We start from the raw sequence: 14608 nt of genomic DNA, 5'->3' as shown, positions 1-14608 counted from the left end.
TAAATGAAAAAAGTGAAAAACCTCAGTGCTGCCTTCGTCTTAGTTGCTTTGATGTTTGGTCAGTACGAGCTGAAAGGGCAGGAAAAAGATTCTACGGCAGTAAAAACGGATACCGCCAAAGTGAAAAAGGATGATAAGAAAAAGCCTTCTATGAAGTCTTATAAAGAGATTATCACCGATAAAGCAATTTCCGACCAGGGGATTATCACTGTTCATAAAATTGAGGATAAATATTATTTTGAAATTCCTGATAATATATTGAAAAAGGAATTTTTGTTGGTAACAAGACTTACAAAAGCTGCGGCGGGAATGCGTTCTGGAAGTACAGGCTATGCAGGAGATCAGATTGGACAACAGGTGGTAGCTTTTGAAAAAGGCCCGAAAGATAAAATACTTTTAAGATCAATTTCTTTTGTTGACTATGCAAAAGATTCCACATCAGATATGTACAATTCTGTGATCAGAAATAATGTGCAGTCTATTATTAAATCTTTTGATGTAAAAACGTACGGAAATAATAATAAATCTTCTGTTATTGAAGTAACAGATCTTTTAAATTCGGATAATGAAATGGTTTCTTTCTCTGCGAATTCTAAAGATGATTTTAAAGTGGGCGCTTTTCAGAAAGATATGTCTTTTGTGAATTTTGTAAAATCTTATCCAACCAATATTGAGATCAATACCACCAAAACTTTTGCCCGTACGCTGGGAAGACCTATTCCTGGAGTTCCGGCTGCCAACCTGCCGAAAGTAAGTGGTAATTATACGGTGGAAATCAACGCTTCATTTGTTCTTCTGCCCGAAAATAAAATGCAGGCAAGGTATTTTGATCCAAGAGTAGGATATTTTGCTGTGGGATATACAGATTTTGACCTTGATCCTCAAGGGGTAAAAAGAGTTTCTTTAGTTAAAAGATGGAGACTGGAGCCTAAACCTCAGGATTTAGAAAAATATAAAAGAGGAGAACTTGTAGAGCCTGCAAAACCTATTGTATTCTATATTGATCCGGCAACCCCTAAAAAGTGGGTTCCTTACCTGATTCAAGGAGTAAATGACTGGCAAAAAGCTTTTGAAAAAGCTGGTTTTAAAAACGCAATTTATGCTAAAGTTCCTGATGCGAAAACTGATCCGGAATGGAGCCTTGAAGATGCTAGGTTTTCGGCAATCGTTTATAAGCCTTCGGATGTTCCGAATGCTTCAGGACCTTCAATTTCAGATCCGAGAACAGGCGAAATCATGGAAAGCCATATCAATTGGTACCATAATGTAATGATGCTGTTGAGAAACTGGTATTTTATTCAGGCTTCACCCAATGACGAAAGAGCAAGAAAAATTGAATTTGATGATCAATTAATGGGCGAGCTTATCCGTTTTGTTTCTTCTCATGAAGTGGGACATACATTAGGATTGAGACATAACTTTGGTTCAAGTTCTACTGTACCTGTTGAAAAATTGAGAGATAAAAAATGGCTGGAAAAAAATGGCCATACTCCTTCAATCATGGACTATGCCCGTTTTAATTATGTGGCACAGCCGGAAGATAATATTGGAGAATCCGGAATTATGCCGAGAATTGGAGATTATGACAATTGGGCCATTGAATGGGGATATAGAAGATTCTATCAATATAATACTCCTGTTCTGGAAAAGGAATATTTAAATAAATGGGTAATTAAAAACCTTAAGAACGAAAGACTTTGGTTTGGAACTGAATCTAATCCTCTTGATCCCAGATCTCAAAGTGAGCAGGTAGGAGACAATGCAATGATTGCAAGTACTTACGGAATCAAAAATCTTAAAAGAATTATTGATAATCTTGAAAAGTGGACTCAAACACCCAATGAAAATTATGATAACCTTGGAATGATGTATGATCAGGTAACGACACAGTTCAGAAGATATGCAGGACATGTTTCAAAATACATCGGAGGACAGATGGAAACTCCTAAAACTGCAGAACAGTCAGGACCTGTATACGAAGTCGTAGCCAAAAAAGATCAGAAGGAGGCCATGAAATTCTTAGAAGAAAATATTTTCACCACACCACAATGGCTTCTTAAGAAAGAAATTTTTGAAAAGACAGGAAAAACACCTGTAAGAACCGTTGAAGATATTCAAAATGGTGTTCTTGCAAGAATTTTGAGCCCAATGGTATTAAATAATATGTTCCAGATGGAAGCGGTAGATCAGAATACCTATACAACGGTGGAATTATTTTCAGACCTTAACGCTTCAATTATTAAAAAAGAAAATCCGGATGTGTACGGAAGAAATCTTCAGAGAAATTATGTTGATAATTTAATTAAGCTTATTGATGTGAAGAACTCTGACCGATCTGATGTTTCGGCCATTGCAAGAGGAAATCTTGTCACGATAAAAAAAGAACTTTCCGAAAGAAAAGATTCTAATACAGTAAATAAATATCACTATGAAGATCTTGTCTTCAGAATTGAAAAAGCTTTAGACCCAAAGTAAAGTAGAAGTATGAAATATATTAGCATTATTATATTATTATGCAGCCTCGGAATGCTTACTTCCTGTGGAGGAGACGATGATATCTGTGAAAGCGGAGAAGGTACACCGAGAATGAAAATCAAGTTTAAAAAAGCAGGAAAGCAGACTACTTTAGATTCTATTAAAGTATTTGTAAATTATGGTTCTAACGTTGTAGATTTTGGCTGGCAAAAAAATGTAGACTCTGTTTTTGTTCCCTTGCGTGTAGATGATTCTCCTTATACGGATTTGTTCATTAAAACTACGACTAAAGCAGATTCGTCTAAAGTCAGAGTAAGTTATACGACCAAATCGATTTATGTTTCGCCGGGCTGTGGAATAAAAAAGAACTACGAAAATCTAAAATCAGAATTATTATTACCAACCACTGTTTTAGGTGTGGAAACTGGGCAAAATTTTATTGAAAATGAAGAGAAAACTAATTTATACCTTAATTTTTAGTCTTTCATATTTTGTGGCTTTTGCTCAGGAAAAGAAAGAAGATCATAAAAAAGAATGGCACTATAAACCTAATTTTATGGTAGGTTTTGATCTGTTGAATACAGGTGCTTCTTTTTTTTCGGATAGAAAACTGTATCAGGGTTTTATATCCTCAAGAATTAAAGATAAAGTTCACGGAGTAATAGATGCAGGTTTTGACTCCAATGTTTATCAAAAAAATGGATATGATGCCAAAGTAAATGGTGTCTTTCTTCGATTGGGAAGCTTTTACATGTTGGCCAGAGATCCCGAAAATGAATTTAATGGTTTTTACGGTGGTGGTAAATTAGCCGGAGCATTTTACAAACAGGAATATATGGCTATTCCGGTACGTGGATATGGTGGAAGCAGCTCTTCAGTAGCGTTTCCTTCCTCTACTCAGTCATCTTACTGGATCGAAGGTTCTTTAGGAGGAAGAGTCCAGTTATTTGAATCTAATTTTTATATAGATGTAAACTTGCAGCCTAAATACTTAGTATATACGACAAAGCAGGATGATATACAACCGATGATTGTTCCCGGCTTTGGAAGAAGTTCTGGCAAATTTGCCATGGGATTTGCCTGGAATATTGCGTATAAGTTTTAGTAGAAAAAAAATAATATTTTAGAATAACAAAAGACAACTATTGTGTTGTCTTTTTGCTTTGTATGATTTGTTGTACTGCTCTGTAGAGAGAAGTTAATTCTTTCGGAGGATTGGCTGCATCAAAATTGGAAGACTGATAGCGGCTTCCATTCGATGTAATTATAAGCGTTGAAGCCAATGCACGATCCGAATGGTGATCTGTAGAAGGAGCTGCAAGTGACGAGATTTTGGAAACATCAAGAAGCTTTGCCTGTTTTTCTATAGATTCCCACTCAGCTAAAGATATTTTCGATTTCTTGCTGTCTCCGTTTGAAGTTGTCGTAAAAGCAGTGGAACTGAATGTAAAACTCCTTTTTAAACCTCTTGTACGTTCGGTGAGTTCTATTTCTTCAATTTTTTTATCCACAGAATTATTGGTTTGAGTGCTTATATTTTTTTTTGTAGAACAGGCACTTACTAAAATAAGTAAAAATGATAACGTAATTGTTTTCATTGGACTGAAATTTTTGTGTAAAATACATCTTAATTTTTAAATTATTACAAAATTCAATACCTTTGTACAATATTGATAATATAATGAGAAGAATTTTTACATCTGTTTTATCGTTTTCATTTATTGCAATGGGAGTTGTTGCTCATGCGCAAAAAATACAGAGAACAAATATAGCTGGCGATTTTCCAAAAAAATCAGCACAAGAGTTAGCAAAAAGTAATGGTTTCGACCGTTGCTCTTTTATAGACTATGAAGATTATCTACGAAGAAAAGATCCGAAGAGAATGACTACGGATCAGTTTGAGGCTTGGATTGCTCCATTAATTGAAAAAGCGAAACGTGAGGGATTAACAAGTAAATCTACAAACGGAGGCATTATCACTATTCCTGTGGTAGTACATGTTATTCACAATGGAGAAGCTTATGGAACGGGTGCTAATATTACAGACGAACAGGTTCAGTCACAAATTACGGTAATGAATCAGGATTACCGTAGAATGGCAGGAACACGAGGATATAATACCAACGCTGTAGGAGCGGATACTATGATCCAGTTTGCTTTGGCAAAAGTAGATATGAATGGGAACCCTACGAATGGTATTGATAGAGTGAACTTGTGTAGTACAAGTTGGTCTCAAGACAATATTGATGAATATGTAAAGCCAACAACGATTTGGAATCCTACACAATACATGAATATGTGGAGTGTGAGATTTTCTAATAATACATTGTTGGGATATGCACAATTTCCTTCAGCTTCTGGGTTGCCCGGACTGGATGCAAATGGTGGTGATGCTTCTACTGATGGTGTAGTTGCCAATTATGCAACTTTTGGAAGTACAGATTTTGGGTCTTTCCCCATGACTTCAACATATGATAAAGGAAGAACAATGACCCATGAAGTAGGACACTTCCTAGGATTAAGACATATTTGGGGGGATGATAGTGATGCAACAGTATGTGCTACAGATTATTGTAATGATACACCACCTGCCCATGAAGATAATTATAGCTGTTCGACACCTATTGCAAGCTGTACTGCTGGTTTGTTTGAAATGGTAGAGAATTATATGGACTATACTAATGATACCTGTATGAATATTTTCACACAAAATCAGAAGGATAGAATGACTGCGGTAATGAATAATTCTCCTAGAAGAATGGAGTTGAAAACTTCTACGAAAGATGTAGCAATTCCTTTGTTTGCAAATGACGGGGAACTTAAAGCAGAAAGAGTTTGTACTTCTAATACAACTTGCGGAGGAACTGCAGCTATACCGTTTTTATTTAGTCTTTACAACAGAGGTACATCTCCACTTACAGCTGCGGTAATTAGCTATACCGTAAATGGTGGAGCTACACAAACTTATAATTGGACGGGAAATCTTGTTCAAGATAAATATGCGATAGTTAGTATATCGGCTCCGGGTAATTCTGTTATCTCTGCACAAATTACTTCCGTAAATGGAACTACAGATGCCAGATTAAGCAATAACGCTGCAACTTCTATTGCAGGAACATATGCAACTACACCGGTTGCTAATACAACTGTTAATTTTACTCTTCAACCAGATTTTTACGGTACAGAAACTACTTGGACGTTAACAAACAGTGCTGGAAATGTTGTGAAATCTGGAGGTCCATATTTAAATGGTGTACAGGTTGGAGGTCAGATTCAATCGTTGCCTGCTTTGGTTACTGAAACATGGAATTTGACACCGGATTGTTACGTATTTACAATTAATGATAGTTATGGGGATGGTATTGCATTGTACGGTTATTATAATTTGAAAAACTCTGCAGGAAATATTATTTTTGCTGAAGGATCAACTAATTTCGGAAGTACACAGTCTAAGTCATTTAAAGTATTGGTATTGGGTACTAAAGAAGAAAATTTTGTAAAACAAAACAGCATTCAAATTTACCCGAATCCTGCAAGTGATGTGCTTAATGTAACTAAAGTTTCAGCGAAAGCTAAATTTGAAATTCATAATGCAGTAGGACAATTGGTGAAATCTGGAGATATTAATAATAATCAGGTAAGAGTGGCTGATCTGGTTAAAGGAACTTATATTATTACTGTCAAAGATATTAACCTTTCTGAAAGTATTAAGTTTATTAAAAAATAATAATAATCTTATTATTATTCTATATATAACCTCAAGCAAATTGCTTGAGGTTTTTTTATCACCAATATTTGATTTTTTGTAAAATGATTATTTAACATAATTTTTAGTTTTTTATACATTTTGAATAATTTTAAAGCATTATATTTGGGGATTAAATAATTATTAAGATTTGTTTATATGAAAAAAATAATTACATCCTTGTTTGTGGGATTGTTGGCAGGTACGGCTACCGCACAATGGTCTCCATCCAATGGGGCAAGTGGTTCTGCCGGGAACCCGAAAAGAGGGGAAGTTGTTCCCGTAGCTACTAACTCCATGAGAAGCTATTACAAACTGGATATAAATCAGATTCGTGAGCAACTGAAGAATGCTGTTGAGATGGGGGCAAATGCTAAACCGGTTGTAATATCTGTACCAACACTAGAAGGCAAAGTTCAGAAATTTAATGTATATAGCTTTCCTGTTGTGGTAAAAGAGCTTGCTGATCAATATCAGTTAGGTTCTTATGTAGGTGCTGCGGTTGATGATCCTACACAACAGATTAGGTTTTCTGTGGCGCCAAACGATTTCCAATCTATGTTATTTAAAAACGGAAATTATGAGTTTATAGAGCCCGTGGATAAATCGACAGGATTATATGCAGTACATCCAAAAACGAAAAAGACAGGTGATAAACCTTTTACTTGTAGCACTACCGAGAATCCAAATGCAATACAACAGGTAGAGAATCTGTATGATAATGCAAAAACATTTACTCATCAACCTGGAACATTCAATAAAAGTTCAGATAAAAAATACCGTACAATGAGATTGGTAATGTCAGTTACGGGAGAATATACGACTTATTTTGGGGGTACAGTTGCTGGAGCTTTAACGGCAATTAATGCGACAATGACAAGAGTAAATGGAGTATTTGAAAAAGACTTTGCATTGCACCTTATTCTTCAGAGCTATCCAGGAGTTATTTATACTGATGCAACTACCGATCCTTATTCTCCTTCCTCAAGCATGGGAAACTGGAATACAGAATTGATGAATACCTTGCATAATAATGTTGGGGATGCTAATTTTGATATAGGGCACTTATTTGGTGCTTCTGGAGGCGGCGGTAACGCAGGATGTATTGGTTGTGTGTGTAATAATACACTTTCTGTTGGCGGAGGTGCTTTTGCATCTTATAAAGGTTCAGGATATACATCTCCTGCAGATGGTGTACCTCAGGGTGATAATTTTGATATTGATTATGTGGCTCACGAAATGGGACACCAATTAGGAGCAAATCATACCTTTTCTCATTCTATTGAAGGGACTGGGGTGAATGTTGAGCCAGGATCTGGATCAACAATTATGGGATATGCAGGAATTACGGGTACTTCTACAGATGTACAGGCACATTCTGATGCTTATTTTCATAAAGCGAGTATAGGACAAGTACAAACCAATTTAAGTTTGTCTAATAAAACATGTGATACTGAAACCTCTGTTACGAATAATCCTCCTACGATAGCTTCATTACCAAGTTATACAATTCCTAATAAAACGGCTTTTGTATTAACAGCTAGTGCTACGGATCCTGAGAATGATCCAATGACATATACATGGGAAGAAGTTGACAGTGGATCTACATCTGCTCAAACAATTAATAAAACAAATTTAGGAACTACTACGTATGGTGCGTCATTTAGATCTTTCACTCCTACGACAAGTCCTACAAGGTATTTCCCTAAATTTCCATCAGTACTTGCGGGGGTTTTGGATAACTCTTTGAATACATGGGAATCTACATCTCAGGTCGCAAGAACTTCTAATTTTGCTGTTACAGTAAGAGATAATAATGCAAATGCTACTCAGCAACAAACTAATTTTGCTCAGCAATCAATTACGGTAGGTAGTGATGGGCCATTCCAAATTACTTCAGGTTATGTGTTTAGTAATACATCTACGAATTTAACTTGGGATGTTGTAAATACGTCTGCTGCCCCTTATAATGTGGCTAATGTAAAAATAGATTATTCTACGGATAATGGTGTGAGCTGGACAGTATTGGCTGCGTCTACACCTAATAATGGTACTGCAACTATAGTTGCTCTGCCTGCATCTCTAAACGGTCAACTGATAGTGGTGCGTATTTCCGCAATTGGAAACGTTTTCTATGCATTGAAAAAAATTACAGTAAGTACACAAGCAAGTTGTGGTTCTGCTCCTGTTGGATTGGCTGCATCAAGTCTTACAAGTGTAGGTGGTACTGTTTCTTGGGCTCCGGTGAATGGGGCGAGTTCATATTCTTTACAATATAAGTTGTCATCTGCGTCGACATGGACTACAGTTCCAGTAAGTAGTAACACATATACGCTGAGTAATTTAACAAGTTGTTCATCATATCAAGTACAAGTTGCAGCTGTTTGTTCTGGCGTAACTGGTCCTTATTCTGCTCCTATTACATTCTCAACTGTTTGTACAAATTATTGTACAGATACAAGTACTAACGCAACGCTGGATTATGTATCAAATGTAACATTAGCAAGTGTAAATAATACAACTGGAGCATCAATGTATTCGGATTTTACAGTGAATTCTGCATTGCAGCCTACTTTGTTAACAAACAGTTCTAACTCGATAAGTGTATCTGTTACAACTCCTACTGCAACAGGAAATACAAGTGCAATGGCAGTTTGGATAGATTTCAATAAAAACGGAACATTCGAAGCAAGTGAAAAAGTTCTTAATAAACCTGCTGTATTAACGTCAGTTGGAACAGTAGCTACTACAGGAACGTTCACAGTTCCATCAACAGCAATTACAAATTCTCCATTGAGGATGAGAGTAGTTACTATAGTTGCAACTGCGGCAAGCGCAGGAGCAAGTCTACCTGAATCTTATGCATGTGGAACTTTCACTTATGGTGAGGTAGAAGACTACAATGTTATTGTACAAAGTAGTTTAGGGACAAGAGATGTGGAGAACCCTAATAATGGTATCCAAATCTATCCAAACCCAGCAACAGATTTCTTAAACATAACTAAAGTTTCTGATAAAGCAACTTATAAAATTTATAATGCAGCAGGACAATTAGTGAGTAACGGAAATATTAGTGGTGGAAAAATTAATGTTTCAGCTTTGATAAAAGGTGCTTATGTAATTGCTATTGAAGATAAAGGAAACGATTCGTTTAAATCTAAATTTATTAAGAAATAGTAAATTTTCTAAATTATACTTATAAGCCTCATGTTCTCATGAGGCTTTTTTTTTTAAAAGATTGGACAAATTTTAGATGTTGAAGTTGATAGATATTTGAAGTTTATTATATGAGATAATAGGTTTGAATTGATTTTTTTAATGGTATCGATAAAAAAATAAAGTTTTAATAGGTAGATCACAAAAAATGATTAGATTTGTATGAAATAATACCAATACAAGTGAAATATTATGAAAAGAAGCTCTACATTCTCCATATTTTAATTGTTCAGAAGGGTTGGATTTAATAAATCTGATTCGTTAATATCTGACAGAATAATCTCAGCCTATTTCTATGAATAATATTATTTAAAAAATAGTATAAAAATAGACCTATTGGCAAATTTAAAATCATCTTAACACTCATTTATTATACTATGAAAAAACTTTTACTCATGTGCCAATTGCTTTTTGGCTCGTTTTTGATGGCCCAGGTCACCTATACTCAGGATTGGACGGCCTCGGGACTTAACAGCTGGACCACCAGTGGCTCGGTTTTTTCCAATAATACTACTGCCAATCAAATATGTGGAACCAGCGGTGGAACCATTAGGGGAGAAAGGTATTATGGAAATACTGGACAGTTTACTTCCCCCAATCTCACAGGGAATAATACTGGGCAGGTCACTATGTCTTTTGATTACAAAGTAACAGATTATTATGCGGGAACCTCTGCTACGCCTTCTGCCAATATAGGTACTATAAAGGTAGAATATGCTACAAGCACTTCGGGACCTTGGACGACGGCTTATACGATTAATTCTGCCAATCACATAGCGGCTAATACATGTGCAACAAAAACGATTACTTTTGTGCCTTCGGCAGGGAATTTATATGTTCGATTTAATGTTACTTCTGATATCAATTCAGATGTTTATTATTATTTTGATAATGTATCAATTTCTCAATCAGCACCTCCAACATGTGCTGCACCATCAGCAATAACGTTAGGAACTGTTACTGCTGCTACTGCTGCTATATCATGGACAGCACCTACTCCGGCTCCGGCAAATGGATATGATGTCTATTATAATACTACAGGAATACCTCCAACTTCAAGTACTGTGCTTAATTCAAGTAATTCTGTACCAAGTACTACAACCTCAGCTACGATTTCAGGCTTGTCACCAATAACTACTTATTATGTTTGGGTAAGAGCAAAATGCAGTGCTACTGATCAGAGTTATTGGATCCCAATGGCTTTGCCGTTCACAACCCCATGTGTTTCAATTTCTACTTTTCCTTGGTCTGAGAATTTTGATTCAATGACAAGTATTGGAGCTGGTGTGTTACCGAGTTGTTGGGCAACCAATGGAGGTTCTAATTTATTTACAACTCAGGATGCTTCTTCTCAAGGATATAATGATCCAAAATCTACTCCTAATTATGTAACTGTTTATTATCCTACAACAGCATCTTATTTATGGACGCCAAGTTTTCATTTAACAGCAAACCAGTCTTATGATTTTTCCTTCTTCTGGGTAGGAGACGGATATTCCGGTTGGCAGGGTGATGTGTTAGTAAACACTTTACAATCTTCTACTGGAGCTACCAATTTGAGCACCTTTGTAACTTCTTCACAAACAACAAATGGTGGTTCAAACAGTACAAACTATACGAAAGTTAAGGTAACATTTGTACCTACTACAACAGGAGAATATAATTTCGGAATTAAAGCTTATGCTGCTACTTGGGATCCGTATTATATGGGATTTGATGATTTTAATGTAATGCCGACTCCTAACTGTGTAGAACCTACAGCAATGGCCGTGAGCGGAATCTCTTCAAATATGGCTACTATAAGTTGGACTGCTCCAAATCCTGTTCCTGCAAACGGTTATGAATATTATATTTCCACAACCAATACGCCGCCTACGGCTCCTACAGGACCTGTAGCTGGAACTTCATTTAATTTACCAAGTACTTTAGTTCCAAATACTACTTATTATTGGTGGGTAAGAGCAGTTTGTTCTTCTACGAATTCAAGTATTTGGATTCAGGGGCCAACATTTACAACAACGCAAATTCCTGCGACATTGCCTTATTATCAACCTTTTACCAGTAATGATTTTGGATTTGTAAACGGGTCTCAGTCAAATAAATGGTATTATGGTTCAGCAGCAGGTAATCCGTCGAATTCAATATTTATCTCTAATGATAATGGAGCTACCAATGCATATGATGCCTATTCTACGAGTGTAGCCCAGGCATATAGAGATTTTGCTATACCTGCGGGAACAACAGCAGCTTCCCCTGCTATTCTTACTTTTGATTGGAGAGCAATGGGAGAGGGAACGACACCATATTTATATGATTATATCAGTGTATGGATGGTTCCTTCATCGTATATGCCAACTGCAGGAAATGCAATTACAGCAGGAGCAAATAGAGTTCTATTAGGTCAGCTGAACCAGCAGGGAACTTGGCAGAGCTTTGTGAATACTAATGTGGATTTATCAGGTTATGCAGGAGGTGTTATGCGTTTGGTATTCGAATGGAAAAATGATTCATATGGAGGAAATTCTCCGGCAGGGGCAATAGATAACATCAATTTATTAATCCCGACTTGTAAGGTTCCAACAACCTTGAATGTAACAGGAATTGTCTCGAATGGAGCGACAATCGGCTGGACGGCGCCAACACCTGTGCCTGCTGGTGGATATATATATTATGTATCTGCTTCAAATACACCTCCTGGTGCAGGGACTGTTGGAGTTCCTACCACAGCGACTTCTGTGAATTTGGCTCCTACTTTAGCTCCAAATACGACGTATTACTGGTGGGTAAGAGCAGTTTGCTCCACTACAGACTCCAGTATTTGGATTCCGGGACCAAGCTTTATGACCACACAGGTTCCGGCTCAGCTTCCTTATATTCAGAATTTTGAAGTGGCAAATGATCTAGGATTATTGAACGGAGGACAGACCAACAAATGGTTCTATGGTTCTGCAACCGGAAATACCGGAAAGTCCATCTATATAACAAATGATAATGGAGTTACAAACTCATATACTGATAATGCAACAAGTATTGTACATGCCTATAGGGATATTGAGATTCCAGCAGGTACCAGTCTTGCGACCTTCTCTTTTGACTGGAAAGCAGATGGAGAAAGCTATTATGATTATTTAAAAGTATGGCTGGTACCGGCTACTTTTTTACCTACACCGGGAACTCAGATTACAACTGCAACAGGAACACCTGGAGCACCAGGAAGAGTTCAGGTAGGACAGTATAATTTAAATGGAGCAACTTGGCAGTCTTATTCTAATACTAATTTAAATTTGACCAACTATGCAGGTGGTATAATGCGTCTGGTATTCGAATGGACTAATGATAGTTCTGGCGGAACACAGCCACCAGTGGCGGTTGACAATATTGTATTAAGAGTATGTAGTACGGCTACACCTGTTGTTACCGTAATTCCGACTTCTATTACGTATAATTCGGCTCAGGTTAGCTGGCCACAGGATATCGGAGGAGCTTCTTATAAATTGAGATACCGTCCGGTAAATTCTACTCAATGGTTGCCAACAACAGGTCCGGTTGATATACCAGCATTAACAACAGGGACTACACAGACGTTTACATTGAATCCGCCAACTTATCCGCTATTACCAGCGACTTTATATGAAGTAGAAATAGCAGCAGTTTGTAATACGGTTAATGTAGGAACTTATTCTCATAATGAATTTACTACATTGTGTGATCCGACTCCACCAAATGTGACTTTTACTAATATTACATCTACTACAGCAGTTGTTAACTGGTCACCATTGGCAGCAAGTGCTACTTATCAGTTGCAATGGAGAAAAGTAGGAGATCCAACATGGATTGGACCAATTAATTTACCGAACCCTCCGGCTAATAGCTTCTCGCTTCCTTCAACGGGATATACTTTAACACCGTATACACAGTATGAAGTTCAGGTAAGAAATATATGTGTTAATTCCACAACACCTAACCCGTGGTCTAGCTTAGCAAGATTTACGACAGAAAGAACTTGTGATATTGCGCCACCTGGATTAACCATTCTTGAGTTAAAACCAACAAGTGCTAAAGTTCAGTGGGATCCTTACGTAGGACCGGATGCTACAGGTAAATATGTATTGAAATACAGAAAAGTAGGAATTCCGGGATGGACTACTGTTCAGGTAACGAATAATATTTATACTCTTACCGGTTTAACGGAGCTTACTAAATATGAAATGGAGGTAGCTAATGTTTGTAGTGGTACTCCGGGTAATTTTACGTTACCGTACTATTTTACCACTCCAACAGTAATTTACTGTCAGATGGGAGCATCGAATTCTGTAGGTGATTATATCTCTAAAGTAACAGTAATTCCTAATGGCAAACCACAGATGGTAAATACTTCTGCAGCTTCAACATATACTGATTATACAGCTGTAGTCCCTGCTCAGATTGAATTGATCCAGGGATCAACCAACAACCAGCTAACAATTGATAAAGTAGTAACCGCAGATGCAGGGGTTGTAGCATGGATCGACTTCGACAGAAATGGGGAATTTGATATCAATGAAAGAATCTTAGTATCCGGACCAAATACTGCAGCAACAGCAACTACGACATTCAGTGTACCTTCAGATGCATTTGTAAGCAATGCAGACTATATGTATGTAGTGATGAGAGTTGCTTTAATGAAAGGAGGTATTCCGGTAAACTGTACTAGCTTCAACAGTGGAGAAGTGGAAGATTACACGGTAAGAATTTCTAAAAAACAGGCAAACAGTTTATTGAATCAGGATGATATCTTAATTTATCCTAACCCAGTAAGCACGGTATTGAATGTCAAGAATATCAGCAAGAGAGCTAATTATAAAATATATAGTTCTGCAGGACAGTTGATCACAAGTGGAATTATCTTAAACAATAAGGTAGATGTTCATTCATTGATTAACGGAATGTACGTGATCGATATTCAGGATGGTTCAACTTCGGTACAGAAGAAATTCATCAAAGAATAATATATCATAACTGATTACTTTTAAAATAGAATCAGCTCTCATTTGAGAGCTGATTTTTTTATTGACGTTTGTGGAGTTTTAACTAAAAAATAAAATGTTTTAAAAAAATAACTCGAATATTTTTCATTCAATAGAGGATCGGTAATTTTTTTAACAGAATCATTCTTTTTAAGAAAATAGTGAC

The 14608-nt window shown here is 36.7% G+C and carries 7 protein-coding genes; 6 read left to right on the top strand and 1 reads right to left on the bottom strand.

The window, feature by feature from the left end; genetic code table 11:
- Window positions 1–3 precede the first annotated feature (3 nt).
- The 3 genes from P0Y62_10945 to P0Y62_10935 are packed head-to-tail and all read left to right on the top strand — an operon-like array spanning window position 4 to window position 3580.
- On the top strand, window positions 4–2475 hold the full coding sequence (locus P0Y62_10945) for a zinc-dependent metalloprotease (protein WEK68375.1): 2472 nt from the start codon (window positions 4–6) through the stop codon (window positions 2473–2475).
- A gap of 9 nt (window positions 2476–2484) precedes the next feature.
- Window positions 2485–2955 carry a DUF6452 family protein gene (locus tag P0Y62_10940; protein ID WEK68374.1) on the top strand — a complete coding sequence of 157 codons (471 nt, stop codon included), beginning with the start codon at window positions 2485–2487 and terminating at the stop codon, window positions 2953–2955.
- Window positions 2921–3580, top strand: a complete 660-nt coding sequence (locus P0Y62_10935) for a DUF6048 family protein (GenBank protein ID WEK68373.1) — start codon at window positions 2921–2923, stop codon at window positions 3578–3580. Before P0Y62_10940 ends, P0Y62_10935 begins: the two co-directional genes overlap by 35 nt.
- 37 nt (window positions 3581–3617) lie before the next feature.
- Here the strand turns inward: P0Y62_10935 and P0Y62_10930 are convergent, their stop codons facing one another.
- Window positions 3618–4073, bottom strand: a complete 456-nt coding sequence (locus tag P0Y62_10930; protein WEK68372.1) for a hypothetical protein — start codon at window positions 4071–4073, stop codon at window positions 3618–3620.
- Between the two features lie 83 nt (window positions 4074–4156).
- Here P0Y62_10930 and P0Y62_10925 point away from each other — a divergent pair, with 83 nt between their 5' ends.
- From P0Y62_10925 to P0Y62_10915, 3 genes are all read left to right on the top strand, one after another.
- A complete protein-coding gene (locus P0Y62_10925) occupies window positions 4157–6202 on the top strand; it encodes a M43 family zinc metalloprotease (GenBank protein ID WEK68371.1) in 2046 nt (681 codons plus the stop codon).
- Between the two features lie 177 nt (window positions 6203–6379).
- Window positions 6380–9397 carry a M12 family metallo-peptidase gene (locus P0Y62_10920; GenBank protein ID WEK68370.1) on the top strand — a complete coding sequence of 1006 codons (3018 nt, stop codon included), beginning with the start codon at window positions 6380–6382 and terminating at the stop codon, window positions 9395–9397.
- A gap of 434 nt (window positions 9398–9831) precedes the next feature.
- Window positions 9832–14424: a fibronectin type III domain-containing protein gene (locus P0Y62_10915; GenBank protein WEK68369.1), complete on the top strand. Its 4593-nt coding sequence runs from the start codon at window positions 9832–9834 to the stop codon at window positions 14422–14424.
- Window positions 14425–14608: the final 184 nt, after the last annotated feature.

This window comes from Candidatus Chryseobacterium colombiense (assembly GCA_029203185.1).
Lineage (GTDB): Bacteria > Bacteroidota > Bacteroidia > Flavobacteriales > Weeksellaceae > Chryseobacterium > Chryseobacterium colombiense.
The sequence above is the reverse complement of the archived record's forward strand: the minus strand, read 5'-3'. Positions and strand labels throughout refer to the sequence as shown.

Excerpts from the sequence above, each read along its gene's own strand:
- P0Y62_10945 (WEK68375.1), top strand. The coding sequence starts at position 4 with ATGAAAAAAGTGAAAAACCTCAGTGCTGCCTTCGTCTTAGTTGCTTTG.
- P0Y62_10940 (WEK68374.1), top strand. The coding sequence starts at position 2,485 with ATGAAATATATTAGCATTATTATATTATTATGCAGCCTCGGAATGCTT.
- P0Y62_10935 (WEK68373.1), top strand. The coding sequence starts at position 2,921 with ATGAAGAGAAAACTAATTTATACCTTAATTTTTAGTCTTTCATATTTT.
- P0Y62_10930 (WEK68372.1), bottom strand. The coding sequence starts at position 4,073 with ATGAAAACAATTACGTTATCATTTTTACTTATTTTAGTAAGTGCCTGT.
- P0Y62_10925 (WEK68371.1), top strand. The coding sequence starts at position 4,157 with ATGAGAAGAATTTTTACATCTGTTTTATCGTTTTCATTTATTGCAATG.
- P0Y62_10920 (WEK68370.1), top strand. The coding sequence starts at position 6,380 with ATGAAAAAAATAATTACATCCTTGTTTGTGGGATTGTTGGCAGGTACG.
- P0Y62_10915 (WEK68369.1), top strand. The coding sequence starts at position 9,832 with ATGTGCCAATTGCTTTTTGGCTCGTTTTTGATGGCCCAGGTCACCTAT.